The following is a 23543-nucleotide window of genomic DNA, read 5'->3' on the forward strand; positions in this document are numbered from 1 at the left end:
GGTGTCCCAGGATCTGCCACGAAATCTACGACTACTATGTAGTTATCATAGCTCGATCGTATCAGTCTGCCAGCAGTTGGGGGTGAATCGTTCGCAGTTCAATCGCTACCTGACGGGGGAGACCTTTCCCTCGCTGCGCTCCATGCGGCGGATCTGCGACTTCTTCGGGGTGGAAGAGGCCGAGCTGCTGCTGTCGCATGCGCAATTCGCCGAGATCGTCCGGCTGCGCCCGCAAAGCACCGGATTGCGCACCGAGCTCGATACGGTGGCCCGCACAGCCACCGATTTGCGGGCGGGTTCGGCCAAGGCGTTGATGCCTTATCTGGGTCACTACCTCACATGGTATAATTCCATGTCCCATCCGGGGCAGGTGCTTTGCGCGCTGACCAGGCTCTACGAGACCCCTTTCGGGGTGAATGTCAAAAGTGTCGAGAGCGTGGGCCGTGTGGGGGCGCGCAAGTTTACCTGCAAATACGAGGGCGCCTGTTTCCTGCTGGGCGATCGTCTGTTCATGACGGTGATGGAGACGCTGACCCGTAACGAGGTGATGCAGATCATCCTCTATCCCAGTTATAACAATCGCATCCGCTATCTGAGCGGGGTGGTTTCGGGGGTGGCGGCCCGTGCGCCGCGTCCGCCTTCGGCCACGCAGATGGTCATGGAATATCTGGGCAAATCGGTCGATCTGCGGGCGATGATGCGGCGCTCGGGGCTTTATGCGCCAGATGACAGCCTGATCCCCGAAGAGGTGCGGCTGATGCTCTCGAACGGGTTGCGACCGGGAAGCCATCTGGTCGAGGCGCCCCTGCCATAACCCATTGGCGAATCCGTATGTTCTTGATATGTTCCTGACATGGTCGCCGATTTCCACACATCTATCGCGTTGCGCCGCGGGCGGGTGCATGAGGTCCATGGCGCCGGAGCCATGGCCTTTGCCCTGATCACGACACGTAGTGCTGCTGTATTATGGATCCGCGAGGCATGGCGGGCCGAGGGGCTGGACCCGCAGGGATTGATCCGCTTCCGCCCGCCCGAGGGGCTTTTGCTGGCGCGTCCGTCCGACCAGACCGATGCGCTGGCCGTGGCCGAGGAGGCGCTGAAGGATGGTGCGCTGCCTTTTGTGGTGCTGGAGGTCACGCGCCCGCTGAACCTGCGCGAAGGCCGTCGTTTGCAGCTGGCGGCCAAGGCCGGAAACAGTCTGGGGCTGTGCATCATTCCCGAAGGTATGGGTTCAAACGCCGCCGAGACCCGCTGGCGGGCGGAGCCGGTCTTCGACCCGTTGGGGCAGGGCATGGTGGTGGAGTGGCATCTGAGCAAGAACAAATCCGGCCCGCTTGGCACATGGCGTCTGGCATGGGAGGCGCAGGCGGGCCGGATGCGGGTTCTGGCGCAGGCGTCTGCCTAAAAATTGACCCGTCATCTTTCTGCGTCTCTCGCGCGGGCGATTGCGCTTGTCCGCGCGGTCATGATCTTTAGCAATAGGGCGAACCGACAGATATCGCGTAAAGGTGGCCCGATGAATTTGACCGATTTCAAGATCCTGACGTTTGACGTCTATGGCACGCTGATCGACTGGGAGAGCGGCATGTTCGAGGGGCTCAAGCCACTGACCTCGCAGCTGAAAACCCCGTTGAGCCGCGATCAGGTCCTCGAGGCGCATGCCTATCACGAAAGCACCCAGCAGGCCTGGACGCCGGCCATGCCCTATACCCGGCTTCTGGCCACCGTCTATCGCCGTCTGGCAGAGGAATGGCAGATCCCCGTGACATGGGAAGAATGCGAGACCTATGGCCGGTCGGTCGAACATTGGCCCGCCTTCCCCGATAGCGCCGAGGCGCTGCGTTACCTACAGCAGCATTACAAACTCTGCGTGCTCTCCAATGTGGATGCGGCTTCGTTCAAACATTCCAATGCGAAGCTGGGCGTGACCTTCGATCATGTCTACACCGCCGAGGATATCGGCAGCTACAAGCCCTCGGACCGGAATTTCGACTATATGATCGGGCATCTGGCGCGGGTCGGGATAGCCAAGGACCAGATCCTGCATACGGCCGAGAGCATGTTCCATGACCACCAGCCCGCAAACCGTCACGGGCTGGCCAATGCGTGGATCTATCGCCGCCACGACAAGGAAGGCTTTGGTGCCACGATGAATCCGGGCGAGATGCCGAGCTATGATTTCCGCTTCAACTCGATGGCGGAACTGGCGCAGGCGCATAAAGAGGCGGTTGCCGCAATGGCCTGAGGCGGGGCGGGAAGTCCCTGACCAAAGTCAGGGACCGACGCAGACAGGGGCCTGCACCGTGGGCACCTGCCCAGCCTCGGCCATGAAGGCGCGGAACCCCAGCCCGTCGAGGAAGATCACGCGGTAATGGGCGTGGCCCTTGGTCCACCACGGATCGGGGCGATCGATCTCGGTGATGAAGCGATGCGCGCAGGCCTGACCCGCGCTGTAGGCGATGCCTTCGGGCGAGGTGCCCGTGAGCGGCATATGGATATGGCCGAAGACGATATGGCGAATGCCCTGCGGATGGGCGGCCAACCGCGCCATCACGCGGCCCTCGTCATGCAGGCTGATATTGGTAAAATGGCCGATCCCGTCATCCATCGGCGGGTGGTGGATGAAGATCGTGGGCGGCAGCGGGCCTGCGCCTTGCAGGGCCTTGTCCAGAAATTCCATCCGGTCGGGCCCGAAAATGCCGCCGATCACGCCCGCCTCATGGGTATCAAGAAAGATCAGCCGTCCGAAATCTGTGTCCTGAACCCCCTGCACATAGCCATTGGCGTCGAGCGGATGCTCGGGGAAGGCGGCGATAAAATTGGGCCGGTCGTCATGATTGCCCAGCATCAGCCGCACGGGGAAGGGCACAGGCGCCAGGATCTCGCGAAGAAGGTCATAGGCCTCGGGGTCGCCGTGGTTGCACAGATCGCCGGTGATCACCATCAGATCGGCGTCTCTATGGCGGTTCAGGATATCGTCGATGGCCGCGCGCATCTGCGCCTCGGGGTCCACCGTGTTGGCCAGTTGGCCCGCGGGCATCAGATGGGTGTCGGTCAGCTGGATGATCTTCATGGCTCTGCTTTCAAAGGTCATGCGGGAGGCCAGAGCCCCCCGCATGGTTTGGGTCATTCCATCAGGGCGTTGGTCTGTTCCACGATCTGCTTCAGCCCGTCCTCGGGCGAGACCTCGCCGCGCATGACCGTGCCGATGATGTCACGCTGGGTGCGCCAGATACGGACCGAGTCGCCACCCGGATAACCCGCCCAAGGCAGCGATTTGTCGGCCTGCAGCGAGGCGGTTTTTACGTTGGGATGCTCGGCGTAATAAGGCGCCAGATAGGCCTCGCCGGTGGCGTTCTTGTTGGTGGGCAGATAGCCCGTGATGCGCACGATCACGTTCTGCGCCTCGGGGCCGGTGATCCATTTGAGATAGTTCCACGCGGCCTGTTGCTTGGCCTTGTCCTGCGTGAGGATGACGGCCGAGTTGCCACCCGTGGGCACGCCGCCATTGGTCTTGTCATCCAGCGGGAAGGTCGCGGTGGCCAGATCGAACCGGTCGCCCACAAGGCCCTCGATCGTCTGCACATGGGCAGGCGTCGAGACCATGAAGCCCGTCTTGCCTGCGCCAAACTGCTGGCGCGCCTGATCCCAGTCGAAGGTCGGCGCACCGGCCTCGGCGGCCATCTGGCGGATCATCTTCAGCGCGTTCAGCCCGATCTCGTTATCGAAAGCCACCTTGCCGGTGGTCTCATCGACCAGCTTGCCGCCCTGCTCGAAGATCAGCGCCTGCCAGAGCCAGTCATCCGGCCAGCCCGCGATATCATAGGCCATGCCCGCCATATCGGGGTGCATCTGGTGGATCTTGGCGCCAAGCGCGATCAGCTCGGGCATGGTGTCGGGCATATGCGCCGGATCGGCGCCCGCCTCTTTCACCAGCTCGGAATTGATATAGAGGATCGGCGAAGACGCATTGACCGGCAGGCCATATTGCTTGCCATCGATCTGGCCAAGCGCCGCCATATTGGGCGAGTAGTTCTTGTTGAGGAAGGACTGACCGCCCTCGGCTTCGATGAAGGGCCCCAGGTCGGTGATCTGGCCGCGCGGCTCCAGCGTATGGACCAGCTCGGCGGTCAGGTTATAGCCCGAGAAATAGACATCCGGCAGATCGCCCGTCACCGCCGAGCGCAGCACCTGCGCCTGACCGTCGGTATAATTGGCGGCGGGTGCTAGGAAGTTGATCTTCACACCCGGATTGTTCTTCTCGAATTCCTCGGCCAGCGGCTGATGGAATTTCGTAAAGCCCGGCATGTTGTAGAGCACATTCAGCGTGACCTCTTGCGCCATGGCGGGAAGCGCCATCAGCAAAGCGGCAGAGGTGGTAAGCCCCGTCAGAACGGTGCGGCGGGTGGGATACATGGGAAAACTCCGGTTCGGTTGGGAGGAAGGCGGACGGGTCATTTGACGCCCGTCATGGTGATGCCCGCGATGAACTGGCGGCGGGCAAGGAGGAAACAGGCGACCATGGGGGCGGTGATCAGGCAGGCCCCCGCCATGAGCGCGCCGTAATTGGTGCCGGTCTCGGCATCGGCAAAGAACAGCATGCCAAGCGGCGGCGGTGCCAGTTCGGTGCGGTTGACGACGATCATCGGCCAATAGAGGTCGTTCCAATGGGCGACCACGGAAAATACCGCGAAGGCCGCAAGCGAGGGCAGCGAGGCGCGCAGGACCAGCCGCCAGCAGATCTCCATTTCCGAAAACCCGTCCAGACGCGCGGCCTCGATGATCTCGTCGGGATAGGAGCGGAAGGACTGGTGGAAGAGGAAGATCGCGAAGACCGACAGGAAGAAGGGCGCCATCATCGCGAAATAGGTGTTGAGCATCTGCGCCTTCGCAAGCCCCACGAACAAAGGCAGCGCCAGCGCCTGCATCGGCACGCAAAGCGCGGCCACAATCACCGATAGCAATATCTTGCGGCCACGGAACCGCAGCTTGGCCAGCGCATAGGCACAGGGCACCGCCGTCAGGACCTGCACGATCAGGATGCCCGCGCAGACGATCACCCCGTTGAGCATGAACCGCGCCATCGGCACCGAGGTCGCCGCCTGATGGAAATTCTCACCGCCCGCGAAGTCTTTCGGGATCGGCCAGAGCGAGATGTCGAAAATTTCGGAAGGCGAGCGGATCGCGGTCAGCACCATCCAGTAGAAGGGCAAAAGCATCACCACAGCGCCAAGGCCCAGCACGAGATGGGGGAGGTATTTCGAGGCGCGCATCAGTAATGGACCTTCTTTTCGAGATGGAGCGTCTGGCCGATCGAGAGCACCAGAACGAGGCCGAGGAAGATCAGCGTCAGCGCCGCCGCATAGCCCGTGTTCGAGTAATCGAAGCCCTCGAGATAGAGCGCGTAGAGCAGTGTCTCGGAGCCTGCGCGGCCCTTGGTCAGCACAGCCACGGTCTCGAACACCTTGAAGGCGGAGATCGAGGTGGTCACCGTGACAAACATCGTCGTCGGCCCCAGCATCGGCCATGTCACGGTCAGGAAACGGTCAATCGGGGATTTCGCGCCGTCCAGCTGTGCGGCCTCGTGCAGGTCCTGCGGGATGGCAGTCAGCCCTGCAAGAAACAGCACCATATTGAACCCCACGACCTGCCAGACGCCGATCAGCGCCATGGTCGGGATCAGAAGCCACGGTGTGCCCAAGAACTGCACCGCATCAAAGCCCGCCCAAGTGATCACGGCATTCACCGGCCCGAGGGTGGGGTGCAGCAGGAACTGCCAGACGGTCGCCATGGCGACCAGCGTGGCGGTGACGGGCAGGAAATAGGCCACTTCCCACAGGCCCCGCGTGCGGCTCCGCCCATGCACCAGAAGTGCCACGCCGAGCGCCAGAAAGATGCCGCAGGGGATGACGATGGCGGCATAGAGCACCGTGTTCCAGAAGGCGCGCAGGAAGACCGCGTCATGGAACGCCTTGGTGAAATTCTGGAGCCCCACGAAGTTCCAGCGGATCGCCCCAAGCTGGTAGTCGGTCAGCGAGAACCCCGCCAGCGTGAGGAGTGGCAGGATATAAATCGCCAGCAGCAGCACCACGGCGGGGGCGGCAAAAAGCATACCCTTGCTGATTTTGGCACCTGTGCGGGCGCGCGCGCGGGCGGGGGCATGGGGCAAATCGAGCGCGCTCATGCCACCACCTTTTGCAGGAGGCGCGCGGTCAGGCGCTGCCCATCGGGGCCGAACACATGCAGCGCGTCCTGTGCAAAGCCCAGATGGATGATCCCGGCTGGGGCGGGGCCCGAGGCGCTCTGGCGCAGGGTAAGCGAGAGCGTCTCATCGGCCAGAAGCGCACAGCTCACATAGCGGTCGGCGCCATGGGTCTCGATACGGGTGACCCGCGCAGGAAGCCCTGTTGCCGCCAGATGCAGATCCTCGGCGCGCAGACCGAGCGTCAGCGGCCCCGCTTGCCGCACCCGCAGATCCAGCACCTCGCCCATCAGGCGCAGCCGGCCATCGGCCATGCTTTCGGCGGGCAGAAGGTTGATCGTGGGCGCGCCGATAAACCGTGCCACCGTCAGGTTGGCGGGGCGGCGATAGAGCTCTTCGGGTGTTCCCAGCTGTTCGATCCGGCCCTCCGACATCAGCGCGATCCGGTCGGACATGGTCATCGCCTCGACCTGATCATGGGTGACATAGATGAAGGTCGCGCCAAGGCGTTTGTGCAGGGCGGCCAGCTCGTCGCGCATATGGGCGCGCAGTTTGGCGTCGAGATTGGAGAGCGGCTCGTCCATCAGGAAGGCTGCCGGATTGCGCACCAAGGCCCGCGCGAGCGCCACCCGCTGGCGCTGTCCGCCCGAGAGCTGCGCCGGTTTGCGGTCCAGAAGCGCCGAGATCTGCAGCAGCTCGGCGGCATGTTCGACGGCGATCTCGATCTCGCGCAGGGTATCGCGCGGCGCGGTCAGCCGCCCCAGCAGCGGCAGCCGGTCGATCAGCCGCAGACGGCGCATGCGCAGAGGCGTCGCGATATTCTGGCGCACGCTCATATGCGGATAGAGCGCATAGGACTGGAAGACCATCGCCAGATTGCGGTCTGTCGGATCGGTGCCGGTAACATCCTCGCCATCGATCCGCACGGAGCCGGTATCGGCAGTCTCGAGCCCTGCGATGATCCGCAACAGCGTCGATTTCCCGCAGCCCGACATCCCTACCAGCGACAGGAATTCGCCCGCACGGATCTCGAGATCGATCCCCTTGAGCACGGTCGTCGTGCCGAACCCCTTGCCGATACCGGCAAGTGTCACGGATTGGGAGGTCATGTCAGTTTCCTTCGCATCTGTTCGGGCTCCAGATGCAGCGGCAAGGTAACAATCAGGCTTAGCTTTTATGAAAGATTTCCGACAGCGCCCTGACCGCCGCAAGGCATGCAGCGCGATGGGGCGGTTTCGCCGGATGCCCGTCCTTCAGGCAGGGCTGCCGGTTTCGGGGGAGATCGCCAAACTTGACAGATCATGACAGTGGCGCCGGTGCGATTGTCATATGCGGTCAAGTCTTGGCGGGGCAGGATGCGCTATCCTTGCTGCAGACATCTATCGGAGGCCCCATGCCCAGCTATCGCCATATGATCGGTTCCGAAATCTTCCGTTTCGACAGCCTGACCGCATTGCTGGCGGCGGCGAGCCCGCAGCGCTCGGGAGACGAGCTGGCAGGCGTTGCCGCCGAGAGCGAGATCGCAAGAGTGGCCGCCCAGATGGCGCTGGCCGATCTGCCGCTCACCGAATTTCTGGCAGAACAGCTTGTGCCCTATGAGGACGACGAGGTCACACGCCTGATCTGTGATAGCCATGATCGCGCGGCCTTCGCGCCCGTGGCGCATATGACGGTGGGCCAGTTCCGCGACTGGCTATTGTCGAACGAGGCCAACGCGTCCTCGCTCAAGGCGTTGGCGCCGGGGCTGACGCCCGAGATGGTCGCCGCCGTCTCCAAGCTGATGCGCAACCGCGACCTGATCGCGGTGGCCCGCAAAATCGAGATCATCACCGCCTTCCGCACCACTATGGGCCTGTCGGGCACCGTCTCGAGCCGGCTCCAGCCCAACCATCCGACCGATGATCCGGCAGGCGTGGCCGCGAGCATCATCGACGGGCTCCTTTACGGCATTGGCGATGCGATGATCGGCATCAACCCCGCCACCGATAACGTGCCGCAGGCAATGGCCCTGATCCATCTGCTGGATGAACTCCGCGAGCGTCACGCGATCCCCACGCAAAGCTGCGTGCTGACCCATGTGACCAATTCTATCGAGATCATCAATCGCGGTGCGCCGCTCGATCTGGTGTTCCAGTCGATTGCGGGCACCGAGAAGGCCAATCGGGGCTTCGGGGTGGATCTGGCGATTCTGGCCGAGGCGCAGGACGCGGCGCTGTCGCTCAAGCGCGGCACCGTGGGCCAGAATGTGATGTATTTCGAGACAGGGCAGGGCGCGGCTCTGTCAGCCGATGCGCATTTCGGGATGGACCAGCAGACCGTCGAGACCCGCGCCTATGCGGTGGCGCGCGCTTTTGACCCGCTTCTGGTGAACACGGTCGTGGGCTTTATCGGGCCGGAATATCTGTTTGATGGCAAGCAGATCACCCGCGCGGGCCTCGAGGACCATTTCTGCGCCAAGCTGATGGGCGTGCCGATGGGCTGTGATGTGTGCTACACTAACCACTCCCATGCTGATCAGGATGATATGGACGGTCTGCTGACGCTTCTGTCGGATGCGGGCTGCCGGTATTTCATCGGCGTGCCGGGCGCGGATGACATCATGCTCAATTATCAGTCGCTCTCCTATCACGACATTCTCTATCTGCGCGAAAGCTTCGGGCTGCGGGCCGCGCCCGAATTCGAGAGCTGGCTTTCGGCACAGGGGATTGTGGATGAGGGCGGGCGTATCGCGCCTGCGCCGGACCGGCTGCTGGCGGCGATGACCCGCCCGGCCCTGAGCGCGTGAGGGGATACCATGAGCGATGATCTGACCCGCGACCCCTTCGCCCGCCTTCGCCAAGCCACCCGCGCCCGTATTGGGCTCGGGCGTTCGGGCGCGGGGCTGCCCACGCCGGCGCTCGCGTCCTTCCGGCTCGATGCCGCGCGGGCGCGCGATGCGGTCCATGCGCCGCTGGATGTGGCGGCCTTGCAGGCCGAGCTTTCCGAGTTCGAGACGCTGGCGCTCCGTTCGGCTGCGGCCGACCGCTCCATCTATCTCCGCCGCCCCGATCTGGGGCGCAAACTGGCCGAAGAGGATCGCGCGGGGCTGGCAAAGGGCGACTATGATCTGGCCTTTGTCATCTGTGACGGGCTGTCCTCGGCGGCTGTTGCGGCACATGCGGGCGCGACCCTGCGCGCGGCCCATGAGGCGCTTCCGGATCTGTCCATCGCGCCGGTGGCGATTGTCACCCAGGGGCGCGTGGCTGTGGGCGACGAGGTCGGGCAGGGCTTGGGGGCCCGCATGGTGGCCGTGCTGATCGGCGAGCGTCCGGGCCTGACCGTGGCCGACAGCCTTGGCATCTATCTCACCTATAACCCGCGTCCCGGTTGCCCCGATAGCGACCGGAACTGCCTGTCCAATATTCACCTCAGTGGTGGTCAGACGCCCGCTCAGGCGGCAAGCAAACTGGCATGGCTGGTGCGCGAGGCGCGCAGGCTGGGTCTGACCGGCACCAAGCTGAAAGAAGAGGCTCCCACGCTGGCGGCCTCGGAAACAACCGCAATTCCAAAGGAATAGGCCCTAAGGGGCATCGAAAAACAAAACGGGGAAAACATCATGTCAACTGGCAAAGCGGGGCTGTCAAAAAGCCTCAACGCCTTCCATCTCTGGGGTCTCGCAGTCGGCCTCGTGATCTCGGGTGAATATTTCGGTTGGAGCTATGGCTGGGAAAGCGCGGGCACGCTGGGCTTCCTGATCACCACGATCATCGTGGCGGCCATGTATACCGCCTTTATCTTCAGCTTCACCGAACTGACCACCGCCATTCCGCGCGCAGGCGGGCCGTTTGCCTATGCCAGCCGCGCCTTCGGCCCGACGGGCGGCGCCATCGCGGGCTTTGCCACGCTGATCGAGTTCCTGTTTGCCCCGCCCGCCATCGCGCTGGCGATCGGCTCCTATCTCAACGTCCAGTTCCCCGGGCTTGACCCGAAACTGGCGGCGGTAGGCGCCTATATCATCTTCATCGCACTCAATATCGCGGGTGTGAAAATCGCGGCGACCTTCGAATTGCTGGTGACGCTGCTTGCGGTCTTCGAGCTCTTGGTCTTCATGGGTGTTGTCGCCCCTGCCTTCTCGGTGACCAATTTCGCGGCCAATGGCTGGGCTGGCGCCAGCGAGTTCTCGCCCGTGGCCATCGGCGGTATCTTTGCCGCGATCCCCTTTGCCATCTGGTTCTTCCTCGCCATCGAGGGCGTCGCTATGGCGGCAGAAGAGGCCAAGGACCCGCGCCGCACCATTCCGAAAGCCTATATCGCCGGTATTCTGACGCTCGTGTTCCTCGCCTTCGGGGTGATGATCATGGCAGGTGGCTCGGGCGACTGGACGCAGCTGTCGAACCTCAATGACCCGCTGCCGCAGGCGATGATCCGTGTGGTGGGTGAAGGCAGCGGCTGGACCCATATGCTTGTCTGGCTCGGTCTCTTCGGTCTGGTGGCGTCGTTCCACGGCATCATCATGGGCTATGCCCGCCAGATGTTCGCCCTGTCGCGCGCAGGTCTTCTACCGGAGGTCTTCTCGAAGGTGCATCCGCGCTTCCACACGCCGCATGTGGCCACCATCGCGGGTGGTGTCGTAGGCATCATCGCGATCTATTCGGATAGCCTGATCTCGGTCGCCGGCATGTCGCTGACCGCCACTATCGTGACGATGGCCGTGTTCGGCGCGCTGGTGATGTATATCATGTCGATGGCCTCGCTCTTCCGTCTGCGCAAGTCCGAGCCCGATCTGGACCGCCCGTGGAAGGCGCCCCTGTTCCCGGTCCTTCCGGCAATCGCGCTGGGGCTTGCCTGCCTCGCGATGCTGGCGATGATCATTTACAACTTCGAGATCTTCGTGATCTTCGCGATCCTGATGATCCTCGGTGTGGGTGTGGCCGCCTTGCTGCGCCGCAAGGTCGACGCGACCGCCACGCCGGGCGAGTAAACAGGCCTCGCCATATCTGATTTTCCACCCGCCCCTTAATTAGGCGGGTGGTTTATTTTTTAATCATACTCCATGTTCCACCCTTGTAAACAAGGCAACCGAAGGCGGCGCGAATTGCTATAAGCGATGGTTGCGTTCATCCCCATCTCCCAGAGATGGAGGGATTCCCATGCAGGCCCAGACACCGCAGGTTCTCGCCGCAGCCGCGACCGGTATCGACGGATTCATCCGCCGTTACAGGCTGTGCCCTGACAGTTTCTTCGGCAGCCTTGGCTTTGCGCCCGAGACCGCGGCCCAGCCGATGAGCCGGATGGATCTCGACCTGTATTGCCGGATGATGGAACTGGGCGCCGAGCGTTCGGGCGATGTGAATTTCGGGCTGGCCTACGGGCAGGCCTTTACACCAGAGATGTTGGGGCTGATCGGCTATATCGCGATCAACTCGGCCAGTCTGGGCGATGCCGCGCAAAATCTGGCGGCCTATTTCCCGTGGCACCAGCAGGGCACTGCGACCGGCTTCCGCGCACAGGACGATCTGAGCTGGATCAGCTACCGTGTGGCCCCGGATCGTGTGCGGATGCGTGATCAGGACGCGCTGGTGACATTGGGGATGTTCCGCAATGTCCTGCGCCATGCGGGCGGCGAGGATTGGGCGCCCGAATTGATCGAGCTGGAGCAAGCCGATAACGGCACCCGCGCCGAGATCGAGGCCGCCTTCGGGGCGCCTGTGCGTTTCGGCCGCCCGACCAATGCGCTGGTCTTCCGGTCTGCCGATCAGGGACTTGCTATGCCCAAGGCCGATGGTACGCTCCAGCAGCTGTTGCGCTGTAATCTTCAGGCGCTCAGCCTGCGCGAGACGGGGCCTTGCGTGACCGAGGCGGCCGCCGAGGTGATCCGGCTGCATCTGAAAGATACCACGCTGGATCTCGACCTTCTATCGGACAGGATGGGGATGCCGCGCTGGACGCTCCAGCGCCGCCTTCAGGATTGTGGCACCAGCTTCGCACGGCTTGTCGAGGAGACCCGCCGCGAGCAGGCCTGCCGCTATCTTGAAGGCTCGGGCCTGTCGATCTCGCTGATTGCGGAAGAGTTGGGCTATTCCGAACCCAGCGCCTTCGTTCGCGCTTTCCGACGCTGGGAAAATACCTCGCCCTCGCAATATCGCAAGGCATTCAACGCCTTGCGACATTAGGGGTGCGGCATCGGAGCGATATCGGGCTGGATCAGTAGCCCCGCTGCATATCGGCCTGATCCTTGCAATGGCCCTGCGCCTCGAATTCCGCGATATTGGCGGCCATGATGTGGCTGCCGGTCTCGGGGTCGACCTGTGAGGCAATATGCGGGGTTACCGTCACCCCTTCATGCGTCCAGAACGGATGGTCCTTGGCCAAGGGCTCCAGCGGGAAAGCATCGAGGATGGCATGGGCGATCTGGCCGCTCTCCAGCGCCTCCAGCAGGGCCGCCTCGTCGAGATGGTCGCCGCGGGCGGCGTTCAACAGGCGGGCACCTTTGGGCAATTGCGCGAAAAAGTCGGCATTCAGGATATGATGGGTCTCGGGGGTCAGCGGTAAGAGGTTCACCACGATCTCGCAGCCCTCCAGAAACGCCTTCAGACCCTCGGGGCCATGATGGCAGGTGACGCCGTCGATGGTTTTGGGGCTTCGCGCCCAGCCGCGCGTCTCAAAGCCGATCTGCGCCAGCAGGGCCGCCGACGCCGCCCCCAGATTGCCCAGACCCAGCACACCGACCGTGCGCTGCCCTGCAACCGGCGCGACCAGCGCCTTCCATTCGGCTTTTGCCGCCGCGAGCTGCATCTCGGGCATGTAGCGGTGCAGGTTCAGCACCTGCATCGCCACATATTCGCGCATCCGCTGGGTCAGATCGGTGCCCACCGTGCGGATCACCGGGATATGGCGCGGGAGTTCTGCATCCGCAGCGATATGGTCTACCCCTGCCGCGAGCGAGATGATGGCCTTCAGATTGGGCAGCCCTGCCAGAAAGCCCGTCGCGGGTTGCCAGACCGCGGCATAGGTCACGGCCTGCGCATCGAAGGGCTCATGAGCGGAAACGATCTCGGCCTCGGGCAGCACGCCCTGCAGGCGGGTGACCCATTTGGCGGAGGTTTTCGGATTGGGGAGGTAAACGACGATGCTCATGATGATCCCTGTAGTATAATTTTGCCGGATCAGAGCAAGAAAACCACGCCGGTGCAAGGCGTGGTTTCAGGGATTTGGTTAGCGCCAGCCCAGAGCGGGAGCCACATGGGTCAGGATGCTTTCCAGCACATGGACGTTATAATCGACGCCCAGCATGTTCGGCACGGTCAGCAGTAGCGTATCGGCCTCGGCAATCGCCTCGTCCCGACGCAACTGTTCGATCAGGCGATCGGGCTCGTCAGCATAGCCCCGCCCGAAAACCGAACGGGTCTGGTCTATGAAACCGATCTGGTCCTGATCCTTGGAGCCGTTGCCGAAATACATCCGGTCCTGATCATTGGTCAGCGCAAAGATCGAGCGCGACACCGAAACCCGCGGGCTGCGCGCGTGACCCGCCTCTTTCCAGGCCTCGCGATAGGCACGGATCTGTTTGGCCTGCTGGATATGGAAGGGCTCGCCGGTCTCGTCATCTTTCAGGGTCGAGCTTTGTAGGTTCATCCCGAGCTGCGCGGCCCAGATCGCCGTCGCGTTCGAGCCCGCGCCCCACCAGATGCGTTCCTTCAGGCCCGGGCTCTGGGGCTCGAGCCGCAGCAGGCCGGGCGGGTTGGGGAACATCGGGCGCGGATTGGGTTGGGCAAAGCCCTCACCGTCGAGCATCCTGAGGAAAACCTCCGTATGGCGGCGTGCCATATCGGAAGGGCTTTCGCCCTCGGCGGGCTGGTATCCGAAATGCTTCCAGCCGTCGATCACCTGTTCGGGCGATCCGCGCGAGATACCGAGCTGCAGCCTCTCGCCCGAGATCAGATCGGCGCTGCCGGCATCCTCGACCATATAAAGCGGGTTCTCGTAGCGCATATCGATGACACCGGTGCCGATCTCGATACTTGTCGTGCGTGCGCCCACCGCAGCCAGAAGCGGGAAAGGCGAGGCGAGTTGGCGGGCATAATGGTGCACACGGTAATAGGCACCATCGACGCCCATCTGCTCCGCCGCAACAGCGAGGTCGATGGATTGAAGCAGAACATCCGAGGCCGAACGCACCTGCGAGCCACGGTCATCCGCCCAGTGGCCGAAAGAGAGAAAGCCGATCTTTTTCATACAAGTGATCCTTTCAGTTCCTTCGCATCTAGGGATGCCGGCGGGGGGGCTGCAAGGGCGCGGGCTGTTCCCTCAGGCGCAGGCGATGTGCACAAGGATCGGGATTGAGGCGGGGACGGGGATCTGCCATCGTCTGCAGCAGTGATCGGGCCACTCGAATTCGGGGCCGCTTGCACGGTCATTCAATGTATTCTGTAAGTCGGGGAGGAACATATGCCCATTCTGAAACTCCATGTCGACAGGACATGTGACGCACGCATCGATCCGGAGGGGGTCCGGACCCTGCTTGTCGATCTGCGTGCAATCCTTTGCGAGAGACTGTCCTCGGCAGAGGCGGCCTGCCAGCTGGCATGGCTGCCGGTCACGGGCCTTCCGGACCAGCCGGTGGTCAATTGCGAATTGGCGATCCTGCCGAAGCCCGAGCGGACGCGCGAAAAGCTTACGGAACTGGCGGAAGTGCTGAAGGCGCGGATCGAGGAGGTGACCGGACCAAAGGTCGCCGTGCGGATCTCGCATCTCGATGCCGCGACCTATGTCGCGCTGAAATGACAGCAGAGGCGGCGCGTTGTTGCCGCCTCTCCCCTAGCTCGCCATCCGGTTCGGTTCGTCGAAAAGCTCGACGTCTCCCGTATCGATCTTGAAGGTTCCGAGCTCGGCGGAAAGCGCCTGTGTCTCGTTGCGCAGGGTCGTGATCGCGGCATTTGTCTCTTCGAACATCGCGGCATTCTTCTGGGTGGTCTGATCCAGTTCCAGCGTGGCGTTCGAGATTTCCTTGATGCCGATTGTCGTTTCTCGGGTGGCGCCCACAATCCCCTCGATCCGGCTGCGTATGTCACGCACGCCTTGCACGATTTCCTCGAGTGCCCTACCGGTGGAATTGACCATCGAGACCCCACGTTGCACATCGGCGCTGGATGTCGAGATCATGGTGCCTATTTCCTGCGAGGCGTCGGCGGAGCGCTGCGCCAGAGCCCGCACCTCGGAGGCCACAACCGCAAACCCACGGCCCGCTTCCCCCGCCCGCGCGGCCTCGACGCCGGCATTGAGCGCCAGAAGGTTGGTCTGGAAGGCGATATCATCGATCACCTGCAGCACACGTTCGATCTTGGCCGAGGAGTTCTCGATGCTGCTCATGGCGGCGATCGCATCGACCACGACCTCGTGCCCGCGCTCGGCCCGTTCGTTGATATCGGTGACGGTTTTCTGGGTCTCGTCCAGCTCCCGTGACGAACTGCTGACGGAGGCCGACATTTCGGTCAGCGCCGAGGTGGTTTCTTCCAGCACGGCGGCATTCTTCTCGGACCGGCGGGCCAGATCCGCCGAGGCGTCGGAAATCTCGCGGGTCGAGCTTTCGATGCGCTGCGACGAGGCTGCGATGCTCTGCATTGTCGCCGAGAGGGCCTCTGCCGCCTGATTGCTTGACTGGGCGATGCGGCGGAAGCTGCCGCGAAGGGTTTCGGGCATACGATAGGTAAAATCGCCGCGTGCGAAAGTCTGCATCGACCTCTCGACCTCGCCCAGACCCTGTTCGACGCTGGCGCCGATCTCGTTCAGGCCCTGACACAGATCGGCCATGATGCCGTCCTTACCCTCGAGCGGGATGCGTTTGGTGAAATCTCCGCTGGCACAGGCATTGACGACATCCCTAACGTCCTTGGCAATCGCCTCATCGGCCGCACGTTTGGCGGTCGTTTCGGCCAAAGCCTGTTCTGAGGCGCGGCGCTCTTCAAGGCGCAGGACCTCGGATCTCTCGCGCTCGGCATGTTCGCGGGCGAGCTCTTCCTTGGCATGGGTCTCTTCCTTGGCCCGTGCCGTGAGGATACTGCTCCGGAAGGCCTCGATCGCTTCGTTGATGCGGTCGAATTCGACGATGGTTGTCATCGGCATGTCACTCTCGAGATCGCCGGTCGCCATTTTTGCCGCCCGCTGCGATATGTTGGTAACCTCCTGAACCATACTTCTCGTTATGCGCCGGGCAATAACGAGGATCACAGCTGTCGCGGCAAGCATGGCGAGCGTGTTGAGCAGCAGCAGCCATAGCTGATGGTTGCGATATGCCGTGGCGACCTCGTTGATATTGCTCCCCAGACTGTCCTCGAAGGTCTTGAGTTGGCCGATGCGGGTCGTGGTCGCGTCAAAAAACTCCTTGGGAGTGATGCCCTCTACCGAACCCGTATCCGGATAGGCGAAGGCGATCGCGCGTAGCTCGTTCACGCGGGTAAATGCAGAGCCATTTTCCAGCGTCGCGAAGGCCGCCACCTGTTCCGGTGTTGCGAACTGGCGGAAGAAAGCAAACCCCATATCCTGTTGGGAGATCAGCCGGTGCAATGTCCCCAGCCGTGCCGTATCGAAGCGCCCGAGCGCGAAGCCGCCCGAGCCGATAGCCCGCTCGATACCCGCGCGTTCCTTGGCCGCCATGAAGGAGGTGAACGCGCTCAGACGTTTGGCCATATCTGCGTTCAGCCCCATTTCCGTGAGCTGGCCCAGCATCGCGATCGTGTCGCCGTTGATCTTGGTATAATGTCCCAAAGCGTCGGGCACCGGAATGGCGAGATCATCGACCTGCGCCCGCACCGCATCATGCTTCGCGATCTGCGCCTGGATCTCGGCATAGGAGCTGGCCAGCTCGGGCGGCAGGCCATCTGCCACGGCGGACCCGACCTGTGCGACCTCGCGCACCCGCTCATCCGTCAAGGCGCGTTGTGCGGCCAGTTCCTCGGCAAAGGTCGCGCCCTTGCTGCTGAGATAGATGCTTGTCGCGCCGCGTTCTTTTTGCTGCTCATGCACCAGATTGGAGAGAGAGGAGGCAAATCGCATGAGATGGGTCAGGGTCTGCGCATCGAGCGCGTTGGAGATCCGCTGTGTGATCATTGCGGCTGAGAACACGACCACGGCGAAAAGCGGAACCATGATCAGGCGCGAGACCTTCTGATGCAGGAAGACAGGACGCGAGGGTGCGGACATTGTGCGGCTCACCTTATTGACAGTGAGCATAGTCTTAAGCGTGATTTATTAAGAGCTACTTTCCCTCAAGGCGTGTATTTTCATATGCAGAAATTATTTCTGCAGCCGCATCCTTATGAAATATTGGGGCAAATTCCGATTATCCGCGATGCACCGAAATTTAGCGTAAAATCTAGGGTAAATCGGGAAAGCCGTATAAAGGGAAATGCCTCCGGCCTAACCGGAGGCATCTGGCATTATCTTATCCCGCCGAAGCAGAGATTCTTGATCTCGAGATAGTCGTCGCAGCCGTATTTGGAGCCCTCGCGCCCCTGTCCCGATTGCTTGATCCCGCCGAACGGCGCGATTTCCGAGGAGATGGCACCGGTATTGATGCCGACCATCCCCGTCTCGAGCGCCTCGCCCACGCGCCATGCGCGCTTGAGATCGCCCGTGTAGAAATAGCTCGCCAGCCCGAATTCGGTGTCATTGGCAAAGGCGATCGCCTCGGCCTCGGTCTCGAACTTTACCAGAGGCGCCAGCGGGCCAAACGTCTCTTCGGAGGCCACCTTCATCTCTTGCGTAACGCCGGTCAGCAGGGTGGGCTCGTGGAAGGTTCCGCCCAGAGCCGAGCGTTTACCGCCTGTCAGAACGGTCGCGCCCTTCGCCACAGCATCCGCGATATGGTCCTCGACCTTGGCCAGCGCTGCCGCGTTGATCAGCGGGCCGGTGGTCGTGCCTTCCGCAAACCCATCGCCCAAGGTCAATGCGCCCATGGCTTTGGCCAGTTTCTCGGCAAAGGCGTCATAGACACCGGCCTGCACATAGATGCGGTTGGCACAGACACAGGTCTGACCATTATTGCGGAACTTGGCGATCATCGCGCCCTGGACCGCCGCATCCACATCGGCATCGTCGAACACGATAAAGGGCGCATTGCCACCCAGTTCGAGCGAGATCTTCTTCACCGTATCGGCGCCCTGACGCATCAGGATCTTGCCCACGCGGGTCGAACCGGTGAAGGTCATCTTGGCGACCTTGGGACTATCGCATAGCGCCTTGCCGATTCCTGCCGCATCGAGGCCGGTCACGATGTTGAACACACCTGCGGGCACGCCTGCGCGCTCGATCAGGACCGTCAGCGCCAGTGCGGACAAAGGAGTGAATTCGGACGGACGCGCGACCATGGTGCAGCCCGCCGCGAGCGCCGGCGCTAGCTTGCGCGCGATCATCGCATTGGGGAAGTTCCACGGTGTGATGGCGCCGACCACACCCACCGGCTGCTTGACGACAACCATGCGGATGTCGGTCGCATGACCGGGGATGAAATCGCCATAAAGACGCTTGGCCTCTTCCGAGAACCATTCGACATAGGAGGCCCCATAAAGCACCTCGCCACGGGCCTCGGCCCAGGGCTTGCCCATCTCGGCGGTAAGGATAGTGGCCAGATCATCGGCGTTGGCAACCATCAGATCATAGAGCTTGCGCAGGATCGCGCCGCGCTCCTTGCCGGTCTTGGCAGCCCAAGCGGCTTTGGCCGCATAGGCCGCGTCGATCGCGCGATTGGTATCGGTAACGGTCAGGTCCGGCACCTCGGCCAGCGTCTCGCCGGTCGAGGGGTTCTCGACCGCGAAACGCGTCTCCGACCCCACCCATTCACCATTGATATAGGCGCGCGTCTCCAGAAGAGACGCGTCTTTGAGTTTGGCAGCCAGATCGGTGTGATCAAGCATCGGCCAGTTCCTTGATGCCTTTGACCTCTTTGATCGCGGCGGTCAGGATATCCATCGCCTCGTCGAATTGTGCCTCCGGAATGGTGATCGGCGCGAGGAAGCGGATCACATTGCCATAGACGCCACAGGTCAGCAGCAGCAGGCCACGCTCCAGCGCTGCCAGACGGATCTTGTTGGTCAGCTCGGTCGCGGGGGTGCCATCGGCATTCATGAATTCAGCCGCGACCATGAAGCCCGGACCACGGATCTCGGCCAGTTCCGGCACGAGGGTTTTCAGCTCTTCGAGCTTGGTGTTCAGCTTGGCGCCCAGCGTGTTGGCGCGCGCGCAGAGCTTTTCTTCCTCGATCACATCGAGCACGGCATTGGCCGCGGCAATCGCCAGCGGGTTGCCGCCATAGGTGCCGCCCAGACCACCGGGGCCTGCCGCATCCATGATCTCGGCGCGGCCAACGACACCCGCGATCGGGAAGCCACCACCCAGCGATTTCGCCATGGTGATCAGATCGGCATGGGCGTCATGTTGCTCCATCGCGAAAACGGTGCCGGTGCGGGCGAAGCCGGTCTGGACTTCATCGGCGATCATCACGATGCCATGTTTGTCGCACAGCGCGCGGATACGGGCGGTGAACTCTTTCGGCGCGGGCACGAAGCCGCCTTCACCTTGCACGGGTTCCAGCACGATGGCCGCGACACGGGCCGGATCGACATCCGCTTTGAACAGCTTCTCGATCGCATTCAGGCTGTCATCGACCGAAACACCATGCGCCTCATAGGGGTAGGGCGCGTGGAAGACATCACCCATCAGCGGGCCGAAGCCGATCTTGTAGGGCGCAACCTTGCCGGTCATCGCCATGGTCATGAAGGTCCGGCCGTGGAAGCCGCCCTGGAAGGTGATCACAGCCGAGCGGTTGGTATGCGCACGGGCAATCTTGACCGCGTTTTCAAGCGCTTCGGCACCGGTGGTGACAAAGAGGCACTTCTTGGCGAAATCGCCGGGCGCCAGTTCGTTGATACGCTCGGCCAGACGGACATAGTTCTCGTAGGGCACGACCTGATGGCAGGTATGGGTGAAGGCGTCGAGCTGCGCCTTGACCGCCTCGACCACTTTCGGATGGCGGTGGCCGGTGTTCAGCACGGCGATGCCCGAGCCGAAATCAAGAAGGCGGTTGCCATCGGCATCCCAGATTTCCGAGTTCTCGGCGCGGACTGCGTAATGCGAGGTGAGGACGCCGACGCCACGGGCGAGGGCTGCTTTGCGGCGGGTTTCGATATCTGCATTTGCCATGAGGAGTATCCCTGAAGAGCTGATTTGAGAGAAGCCTAGCGGGATTTGGAAAGTTAAATAGTCTGTTTCTTATTGGCTGTAAGTCGTTGTATAAGCGTCATGGAATGGAGGTGTTTGATCTATGGTGAACACTCATAACACGACCTCCCAGGACAAGGAGCTGGGACACCGACTGCGCGTGATTCGCGAGCGGGCGGGGCTGTCGCAGCGCGCACTGGCCAAGAAGGTGGGCGTGCCCAATTCGACGATCTCGCTGATTGAATCGGGCAAGATGAACCCCTCGGTGGGGGCGCTGCGCAAGATCCTTGATGGTATCCCGATCAGTCTCTCGGCTTTCTTCGAGTTCCAGCCCGATGCCGAGCGCCAGATTTTCTATGCCGCGGACGAGCTGACCGAGATCGGCAAGGGGAAGCTGTCGCTGCGCCAGATCGGCGGCACGCTCTTTGGCCGCGCGATGATGATCCTGCAGGAAACCTACGGGCCGGGCGCCGATACGGGCCGCGTGATGTATGGCCATGAGGGCGAGGAGGGCGGGATCGTCCTCTCGGGGCGGGTGGAGATCACCGTGGGCGAGGAGCGCAAGGTGCTCGGCCCGGGCGATGCCTACTACTTCGACAGCCGACTGCCGCACCGGTTCCGTCAAGTGGGCGCCGAGCCCTGTGTGGTGTTCAGCGCCTGCACGCCGCCGACCTTCTGAGCGCTCAACCCGCGCCCACCATCCGCGTGCATTCGCGCACCAGTTCGCGTAGCCAGCGGTTGGCCGGATCACGGTCCATCCGCGGGTGCCAGATCAGCGAGATCACGATCTCGCCCGTCTCGAAGGGAAGATCGAAGATCTCCGGCCCCTCAAGGCCGAGCGCCATCAGGCGGCGCTTTTCCATCATGGCATAGGAATGGGGCAGGATCGCCACCAGATCGCTCTGCTGGGAAATGGAGAGCGCCACCAGAAAGGATGGCACCTGAAAGGTCCGGCGGCGCTTCAGCCCGATCTCGGCAAGTGCCCGATCCACCACATGCGTGAAATTCACCGGCTGGTGCAGGGTGGAGACGATGCTGTCGCTCTCGGCAAAATCGCGCGCGGTGATCGGTCGCGCGGCCAGAGGGTGTCCGGGCCGTGTCACCCCCACAAAATAATCACGGGTCAGGCGCTGGACTTTCAGCTCGGGCGCGGTGTCGCGCAGGATACCCAGCTCCAGATCGCACAGCCCGTCGCGCAGCGCCCGCGCGGGGTTGGGTTCTTTCTGCGCGAAGAGCAGCCGCACACCGGGGGCGCGTTCGCGCACCAGCCCCAGTAATGTCGCGCCATAGGCGGCGATGAACCCGTCATTGGCACGGATGACGAAATCACGCTGCAGATGGGCGGGGTCCAAGAGGGTCTCGGCCGGCCTCAGTACGGTCTCGACCTCGGCGGCCAGATGCGGCACGCGCTCCTTGAGGGCCTCGGCATGCGGCGTCAGCACCATTCCGCGCCCCGCCCGCACCAGAAGCGGGTCGCCCGTGGCCTCGCGCAGACGCGCAAGCGTCCGGCTCATGGCCGAGGTCGACAGCCCCAGCCGCCGTGCGGCCGCAGCCACACTCCCCTCGGCCAGAAGCGCATCGAGCGCCCGCAGCAGGTTGAGATCACGCATATCCATCGGTCCAGCCTAAGGCACCTGCCGCGCGCGCGCCAGCCGTGGCATGGCGTTTGGTGCAACTATTAAATGCAATGGCTGCGTCTTCTGCATTTCGCCAGAGATGATAGATCTGGCGGCATGACGAAAGGATGATCCCGATGACCCATGCCGATCCTGCGGCCACGCAAACCACCGTTTACGAGGACGGCCTGCCCGTGCCGCGCCGCTATTTCGCGCTCTTTGCTCTGCTGGTGACGCTGACGCTGGTGGTGCTCGACGGGGCCATCGCCAATGTCGCGCTTCCGGCGATCCACGAGAGCCTGAATGCCTCGACCTCGAAAACGGTCTGGGTGGTCACCGCCTATCAGCTGACCCTCGTCATGGGGCTCCTGCCGATGGCGTTTCTGGGCGAGGCCATCGGTCCCAAACGGCTGTTTACCGGTGGGGTCATCCTGTTCACGCTCTCCTCGGGGCTCTGTGCGCTGGCGCCCAGCATCGACTGGCTGATTGCGGCGCGGGTGCTGCAGGGGATCGGCGCGGCGCCCATCATGTCGCTGACCATCGCACTTTTGCGCTACAGCCTGCCTGCGGGAATGCTGGGGCGGGTGATCGGGTTCAACTCGATGGTGGTGGCGCTGGCGACGGCGGCGGGGCCCGCGCTTGGCGCGGCGGTCCTGTCGGTGACCGGCTGGCCGTGGCTCTTCGCGCTCAACGTGCCGGTGGGGATCGTGGCGCTTGTGGCATCGGTGGCGCTGATCGGGCCGCGGGGCACGGGGCGCCGCGCCGATATTCCGGCGATGGTGATGAATGCGCTGGGGTTTGCCGCGCTGATCCTCGGGGCAGGGCGGGTGGCGGTCGTGCCGTGGCAGGGCTGGGCGATGCTGGCGGCGAGCGTGCTGGTCTTTGCCGCGCTGATCCGGCGCGAATGGCACAAGGAGACCCCCGTCATCCCGCTCGATCTACTGCGCCGTCCCGCATTCCGGCTATCGATCATCGTCTCCGTGACGATCTTCGCGGGCCAGATGGCGGGGTTCGTGGCGCTGCCTTTCCTGCTGATGCGCGGGTTCTCGATGTCGCCTCTGGAAATGGGGCTCGCGATGAGCGCATGGCCGCTGGCTCTGGCGACGACCGGCGCATGGGCGGGGCGGATGGCCGACCGGATCGATGGCGCGCGGCTCTGTGCTATCGGGGCGCTCGTCATGGCGCTCGGGTTCGCGATCGCCTCGGTCTGGTCGACATCGCTGGTGCCGCTGATCCTCGGCATGGTGATCTCGGGGGCGGCCTTCGGCTTCGTGCAGGTGCCCAATAACCGCAATATGCTGATGACGGCGCCGCGGGTGCGGGCAGGGGCGGCGGGGGGCTGCCAGAGCACGGCGCGGCTGCTCGGCCAGACGGTTGGCGGGCTGGCACTGTCGATCATGTTCGCGCTGCTGCCCGAGGGAGAGGTGCCGCAGCTCGGGCTGGCCTTTGCCGCCATTGCCGCGATTGCGGGCGGGCTGATGAGCCTGCGCCGGAGCGCTGTGGCCCGTTCTGTTATCGCGGGCTGAGGGGCG

General features: G+C 63.0%; 21 protein-coding genes. 10 read left to right on the forward strand and 11 right to left on the reverse strand.

Annotation, left to right across the window (positions count from 1 at the left end):
• Nucleotide 1 precedes the first annotated feature (1 nt).
• From WDB91_RS14525 to WDB91_RS14535, 3 genes are all read left to right on the forward strand, one after another.
• Complete coding sequence (locus tag WDB91_RS14525; protein ID WP_339114913.1) at nucleotides 2-814, forward strand: helix-turn-helix transcriptional regulator; 813 nt, start codon at nucleotides 2-4, stop codon at nucleotides 812-814.
• A gap of 39 nt (nucleotides 815-853) precedes the next feature.
• Nucleotides 854-1405, forward strand: coding sequence for a hypothetical protein (locus WDB91_RS14530; protein ID WP_339114914.1), 552 nt, complete (start codon nucleotides 854-856; stop codon nucleotides 1403-1405).
• A 111-nt stretch (nucleotides 1406-1516) separates the two neighbouring features.
• Entirely contained in the window at nucleotides 1517-2245 is a 729-nt protein-coding gene (locus WDB91_RS14535; RefSeq protein ID WP_339114915.1) for a haloacid dehalogenase type II, read from the forward strand.
• Between the two features lie 27 nt (nucleotides 2246-2272).
• On the opposite strand, the gene WDB91_RS14540 is transcribed toward WDB91_RS14535, so the two are convergent.
• From WDB91_RS14540 to WDB91_RS14560, 5 genes are read right to left on the reverse strand one after another with little or no spacing between them, the layout of a single operon-like run.
• Nucleotides 2273-3073, reverse strand: a complete 801-nt coding sequence (locus WDB91_RS14540; protein ID WP_339114916.1) for a phosphodiesterase — start codon at nucleotides 3071-3073, stop codon at nucleotides 2273-2275.
• A 53-nt stretch (nucleotides 3074-3126) separates the two neighbouring features.
• Nucleotides 3127-4416: an ABC transporter substrate-binding protein gene (locus tag WDB91_RS14545; protein ID WP_339114917.1), complete on the reverse strand. Its 1290-nt coding sequence runs from the start codon at nucleotides 4414-4416 to the stop codon at nucleotides 3127-3129.
• A gap of 38 nt (nucleotides 4417-4454) precedes the next feature.
• A complete protein-coding gene (locus tag WDB91_RS14550) occupies nucleotides 4455-5273 on the reverse strand; it encodes a carbohydrate ABC transporter permease (RefSeq protein WP_339114918.1) in 819 nt (272 codons plus the stop codon).
• Nucleotides 5273-6184, reverse strand: a complete 912-nt coding sequence (locus tag WDB91_RS14555) for a sugar ABC transporter permease (protein WP_339114919.1) — start codon at nucleotides 6182-6184, stop codon at nucleotides 5273-5275. Before WDB91_RS14555 ends, WDB91_RS14550 begins: the two co-directional genes overlap by 1 nt.
• Nucleotides 6181-7311, reverse strand: a complete 1131-nt coding sequence (locus WDB91_RS14560) for an ABC transporter ATP-binding protein (RefSeq protein ID WP_339114920.1) — start codon at nucleotides 7309-7311, stop codon at nucleotides 6181-6183. The genes WDB91_RS14555 and WDB91_RS14560 overlap by 4 nt, the downstream gene beginning before the upstream one ends.
• Before the next feature lie 284 nt (nucleotides 7312-7595).
• On the opposite strand from WDB91_RS14560, the gene WDB91_RS14565 reads away from it, so the two are divergent.
• The 4 genes from WDB91_RS14565 (at nucleotide 7596) to WDB91_RS14580 (ending at nucleotide 12354) form a co-directional block, all read left to right on the forward strand.
• Nucleotides 7596-8987: an ethanolamine ammonia-lyase subunit EutB gene (locus WDB91_RS14565; protein WP_339114921.1), complete on the forward strand. Its 1392-nt coding sequence runs from the start codon at nucleotides 7596-7598 to the stop codon at nucleotides 8985-8987.
• 9 nt (nucleotides 8988-8996) lie between these two features.
• On the forward strand, nucleotides 8997-9758 hold the full coding sequence (gene eutC, locus WDB91_RS14570) for an ethanolamine ammonia-lyase subunit EutC (RefSeq protein WP_339114922.1): 762 nt from the start codon (nucleotides 8997-8999) through the stop codon (nucleotides 9756-9758).
• Between the two features lie 39 nt (nucleotides 9759-9797).
• A complete protein-coding gene (gene eat / locus WDB91_RS14575; protein WP_339114923.1) occupies nucleotides 9798-11162 on the forward strand; it encodes an ethanolamine permease in 1365 nt (454 codons plus the stop codon).
• A gap of 169 nt (nucleotides 11163-11331) precedes the next feature.
• Complete coding sequence (locus WDB91_RS14580; protein WP_339114924.1) at nucleotides 11332-12354, forward strand: AraC family transcriptional regulator; 1023 nt, start codon at nucleotides 11332-11334, stop codon at nucleotides 12352-12354.
• Nucleotides 12355-12385: 31 nt separating this feature from the next.
• On the opposite strand, the gene WDB91_RS14585 is transcribed toward WDB91_RS14580, so the two are convergent.
• On the reverse strand, nucleotides 12386-13318 hold the full coding sequence (locus WDB91_RS14585; protein ID WP_339114925.1) for a glyoxylate/hydroxypyruvate reductase A: 933 nt from the start codon (nucleotides 13316-13318) through the stop codon (nucleotides 12386-12388).
• 78 nt (nucleotides 13319-13396) lie between these two features.
• Complete coding sequence (locus WDB91_RS14590; RefSeq protein ID WP_339114926.1) at nucleotides 13397-14416, reverse strand: LLM class flavin-dependent oxidoreductase; 1020 nt, start codon at nucleotides 14414-14416, stop codon at nucleotides 13397-13399.
• Nucleotides 14417-14629: 213 nt separating this feature from the next.
• Here WDB91_RS14590 and WDB91_RS14595 point away from each other — a divergent pair, with 213 nt between their 5' ends.
• The gene (locus tag WDB91_RS14595) at nucleotides 14630-14965 is read left to right on the forward strand and encodes a hypothetical protein (protein ID WP_339114927.1); all 336 of its coding nucleotides are present in this window, start codon (nucleotides 14630-14632) and stop codon (nucleotides 14963-14965) included.
• A gap of 33 nt (nucleotides 14966-14998) precedes the next feature.
• Here WDB91_RS14595 and WDB91_RS14600 read toward each other — a convergent pair whose 3' ends face one another.
• From WDB91_RS14600 to WDB91_RS14610, 3 genes are all read right to left on the reverse strand, one after another.
• Entirely contained in the window at nucleotides 14999-17380 is a 2382-nt protein-coding gene (locus WDB91_RS14600; protein WP_339114928.1) for a nitrate- and nitrite sensing domain-containing protein, read from the reverse strand.
• 236 nt (nucleotides 17381-17616) lie between these two features.
• Nucleotides 17617-19092, reverse strand: coding sequence for an NAD-dependent succinate-semialdehyde dehydrogenase (locus WDB91_RS14605; protein ID WP_339114929.1), 1476 nt, complete (start codon nucleotides 19090-19092; stop codon nucleotides 17617-17619).
• Nucleotides 19085-20377 (reverse strand): 4-aminobutyrate--2-oxoglutarate transaminase, encoded by a 1293-nt coding sequence (locus tag WDB91_RS14610; RefSeq protein ID WP_339114930.1) that lies wholly within the window; start codon nucleotides 20375-20377, stop codon nucleotides 19085-19087. Before WDB91_RS14610 ends, WDB91_RS14605 begins: the two co-directional genes overlap by 8 nt.
• 121 nt (nucleotides 20378-20498) lie before the next feature.
• Here WDB91_RS14610 and WDB91_RS14615 point away from each other — a divergent pair, with 121 nt between their 5' ends.
• Nucleotides 20499-21074, forward strand: coding sequence for a cupin domain-containing protein (locus tag WDB91_RS14615; protein WP_339114931.1), 576 nt, complete (start codon nucleotides 20499-20501; stop codon nucleotides 21072-21074).
• 4 nt (nucleotides 21075-21078) lie between these two features.
• Here the strand turns inward: WDB91_RS14615 and WDB91_RS14620 are convergent, their stop codons facing one another.
• Nucleotides 21079-22011 carry a LysR family transcriptional regulator gene (locus WDB91_RS14620; protein ID WP_339114932.1) on the reverse strand — a complete coding sequence of 311 codons (933 nt, stop codon included), beginning with the start codon at nucleotides 22009-22011 and terminating at the stop codon, nucleotides 21079-21081.
• 137 nt (nucleotides 22012-22148) lie between these two features.
• On the opposite strand from WDB91_RS14620, the gene WDB91_RS14625 reads away from it, so the two are divergent.
• Nucleotides 22149-23537, forward strand: coding sequence for an MFS transporter (locus WDB91_RS14625; protein WP_339114933.1), 1389 nt, complete (start codon nucleotides 22149-22151; stop codon nucleotides 23535-23537).
• Nucleotides 23538-23543: the final 6 nt, after the last annotated feature.

It is taken from the genome of Thioclava sp. GXIMD2076 (genome assembly GCF_037949795.1).
Classification (GTDB): Bacteria; Pseudomonadota; Alphaproteobacteria; order Rhodobacterales; family Rhodobacteraceae; genus Thioclava; species Thioclava kandeliae.

Coding starts and splice junctions, on each gene's coding strand:
- WDB91_RS14545 (WP_339114917.1), bottom strand. CDS start 4,416: ATGTATCCCACCCGCCGCACCGTTCTGACGGGGCTTACCACCTCTGCC.
- WDB91_RS14555 (WP_339114919.1), bottom strand. CDS start 6,184: ATGAGCGCGCTCGATTTGCCCCATGCCCCCGCCCGCGCGCGCGCCCGC.
- WDB91_RS14600 (WP_339114928.1), bottom strand. CDS start 17,380: ATGTCCGCACCCTCGCGTCCTGTCTTCCTGCATCAGAAGGTCTCGCGC.
- WDB91_RS14610 (WP_339114930.1), bottom strand. CDS start 20,377: ATGGCAAATGCAGATATCGAAACCCGCCGCAAAGCAGCCCTCGCCCGT.
- WDB91_RS14535 (WP_339114915.1), top strand. CDS start 1,517: ATGAATTTGACCGATTTCAAGATCCTGACGTTTGACGTCTATGGCACG.
- WDB91_RS14580 (WP_339114924.1), top strand. CDS start 11,332: ATGCAGGCCCAGACACCGCAGGTTCTCGCCGCAGCCGCGACCGGTATC.
- WDB91_RS14620 (WP_339114932.1), bottom strand. CDS start 22,011: ATGGATATGCGTGATCTCAACCTGCTGCGGGCGCTCGATGCGCTTCTG.
- WDB91_RS14565 (WP_339114921.1), top strand. CDS start 7,596: ATGCCCAGCTATCGCCATATGATCGGTTCCGAAATCTTCCGTTTCGAC.
- WDB91_RS14540 (WP_339114916.1), bottom strand. CDS start 3,073: ATGAAGATCATCCAGCTGACCGACACCCATCTGATGCCCGCGGGCCAA.
- WDB91_RS14625 (WP_339114933.1), top strand. CDS start 22,149: ATGACCCATGCCGATCCTGCGGCCACGCAAACCACCGTTTACGAGGAC.
- WDB91_RS14595 (WP_339114927.1), top strand. CDS start 14,630: ATGCCCATTCTGAAACTCCATGTCGACAGGACATGTGACGCACGCATC.
- WDB91_RS14560 (WP_339114920.1), bottom strand. CDS start 7,311: ATGACCTCCCAATCCGTGACACTTGCCGGTATCGGCAAGGGGTTCGGC.
- eutC (WP_339114922.1), top strand. CDS start 8,997: ATGAGCGATGATCTGACCCGCGACCCCTTCGCCCGCCTTCGCCAAGCC.
- eat (WP_339114923.1), top strand. CDS start 9,798: ATGTCAACTGGCAAAGCGGGGCTGTCAAAAAGCCTCAACGCCTTCCAT.
- WDB91_RS14605 (WP_339114929.1), bottom strand. CDS start 19,092: ATGCTTGATCACACCGATCTGGCTGCCAAACTCAAAGACGCGTCTCTT.
- WDB91_RS14550 (WP_339114918.1), bottom strand. CDS start 5,273: ATGCGCGCCTCGAAATACCTCCCCCATCTCGTGCTGGGCCTTGGCGCT.
- WDB91_RS14530 (WP_339114914.1), top strand. CDS start 854: ATGGTCGCCGATTTCCACACATCTATCGCGTTGCGCCGCGGGCGGGTG.
- WDB91_RS14585 (WP_339114925.1), bottom strand. CDS start 13,318: ATGAGCATCGTCGTTTACCTCCCCAATCCGAAAACCTCCGCCAAATGG.
- WDB91_RS14615 (WP_339114931.1), top strand. CDS start 20,499: ATGGTGAACACTCATAACACGACCTCCCAGGACAAGGAGCTGGGACAC.
- WDB91_RS14590 (WP_339114926.1), bottom strand. CDS start 14,416: ATGAAAAAGATCGGCTTTCTCTCTTTCGGCCACTGGGCGGATGACCGT.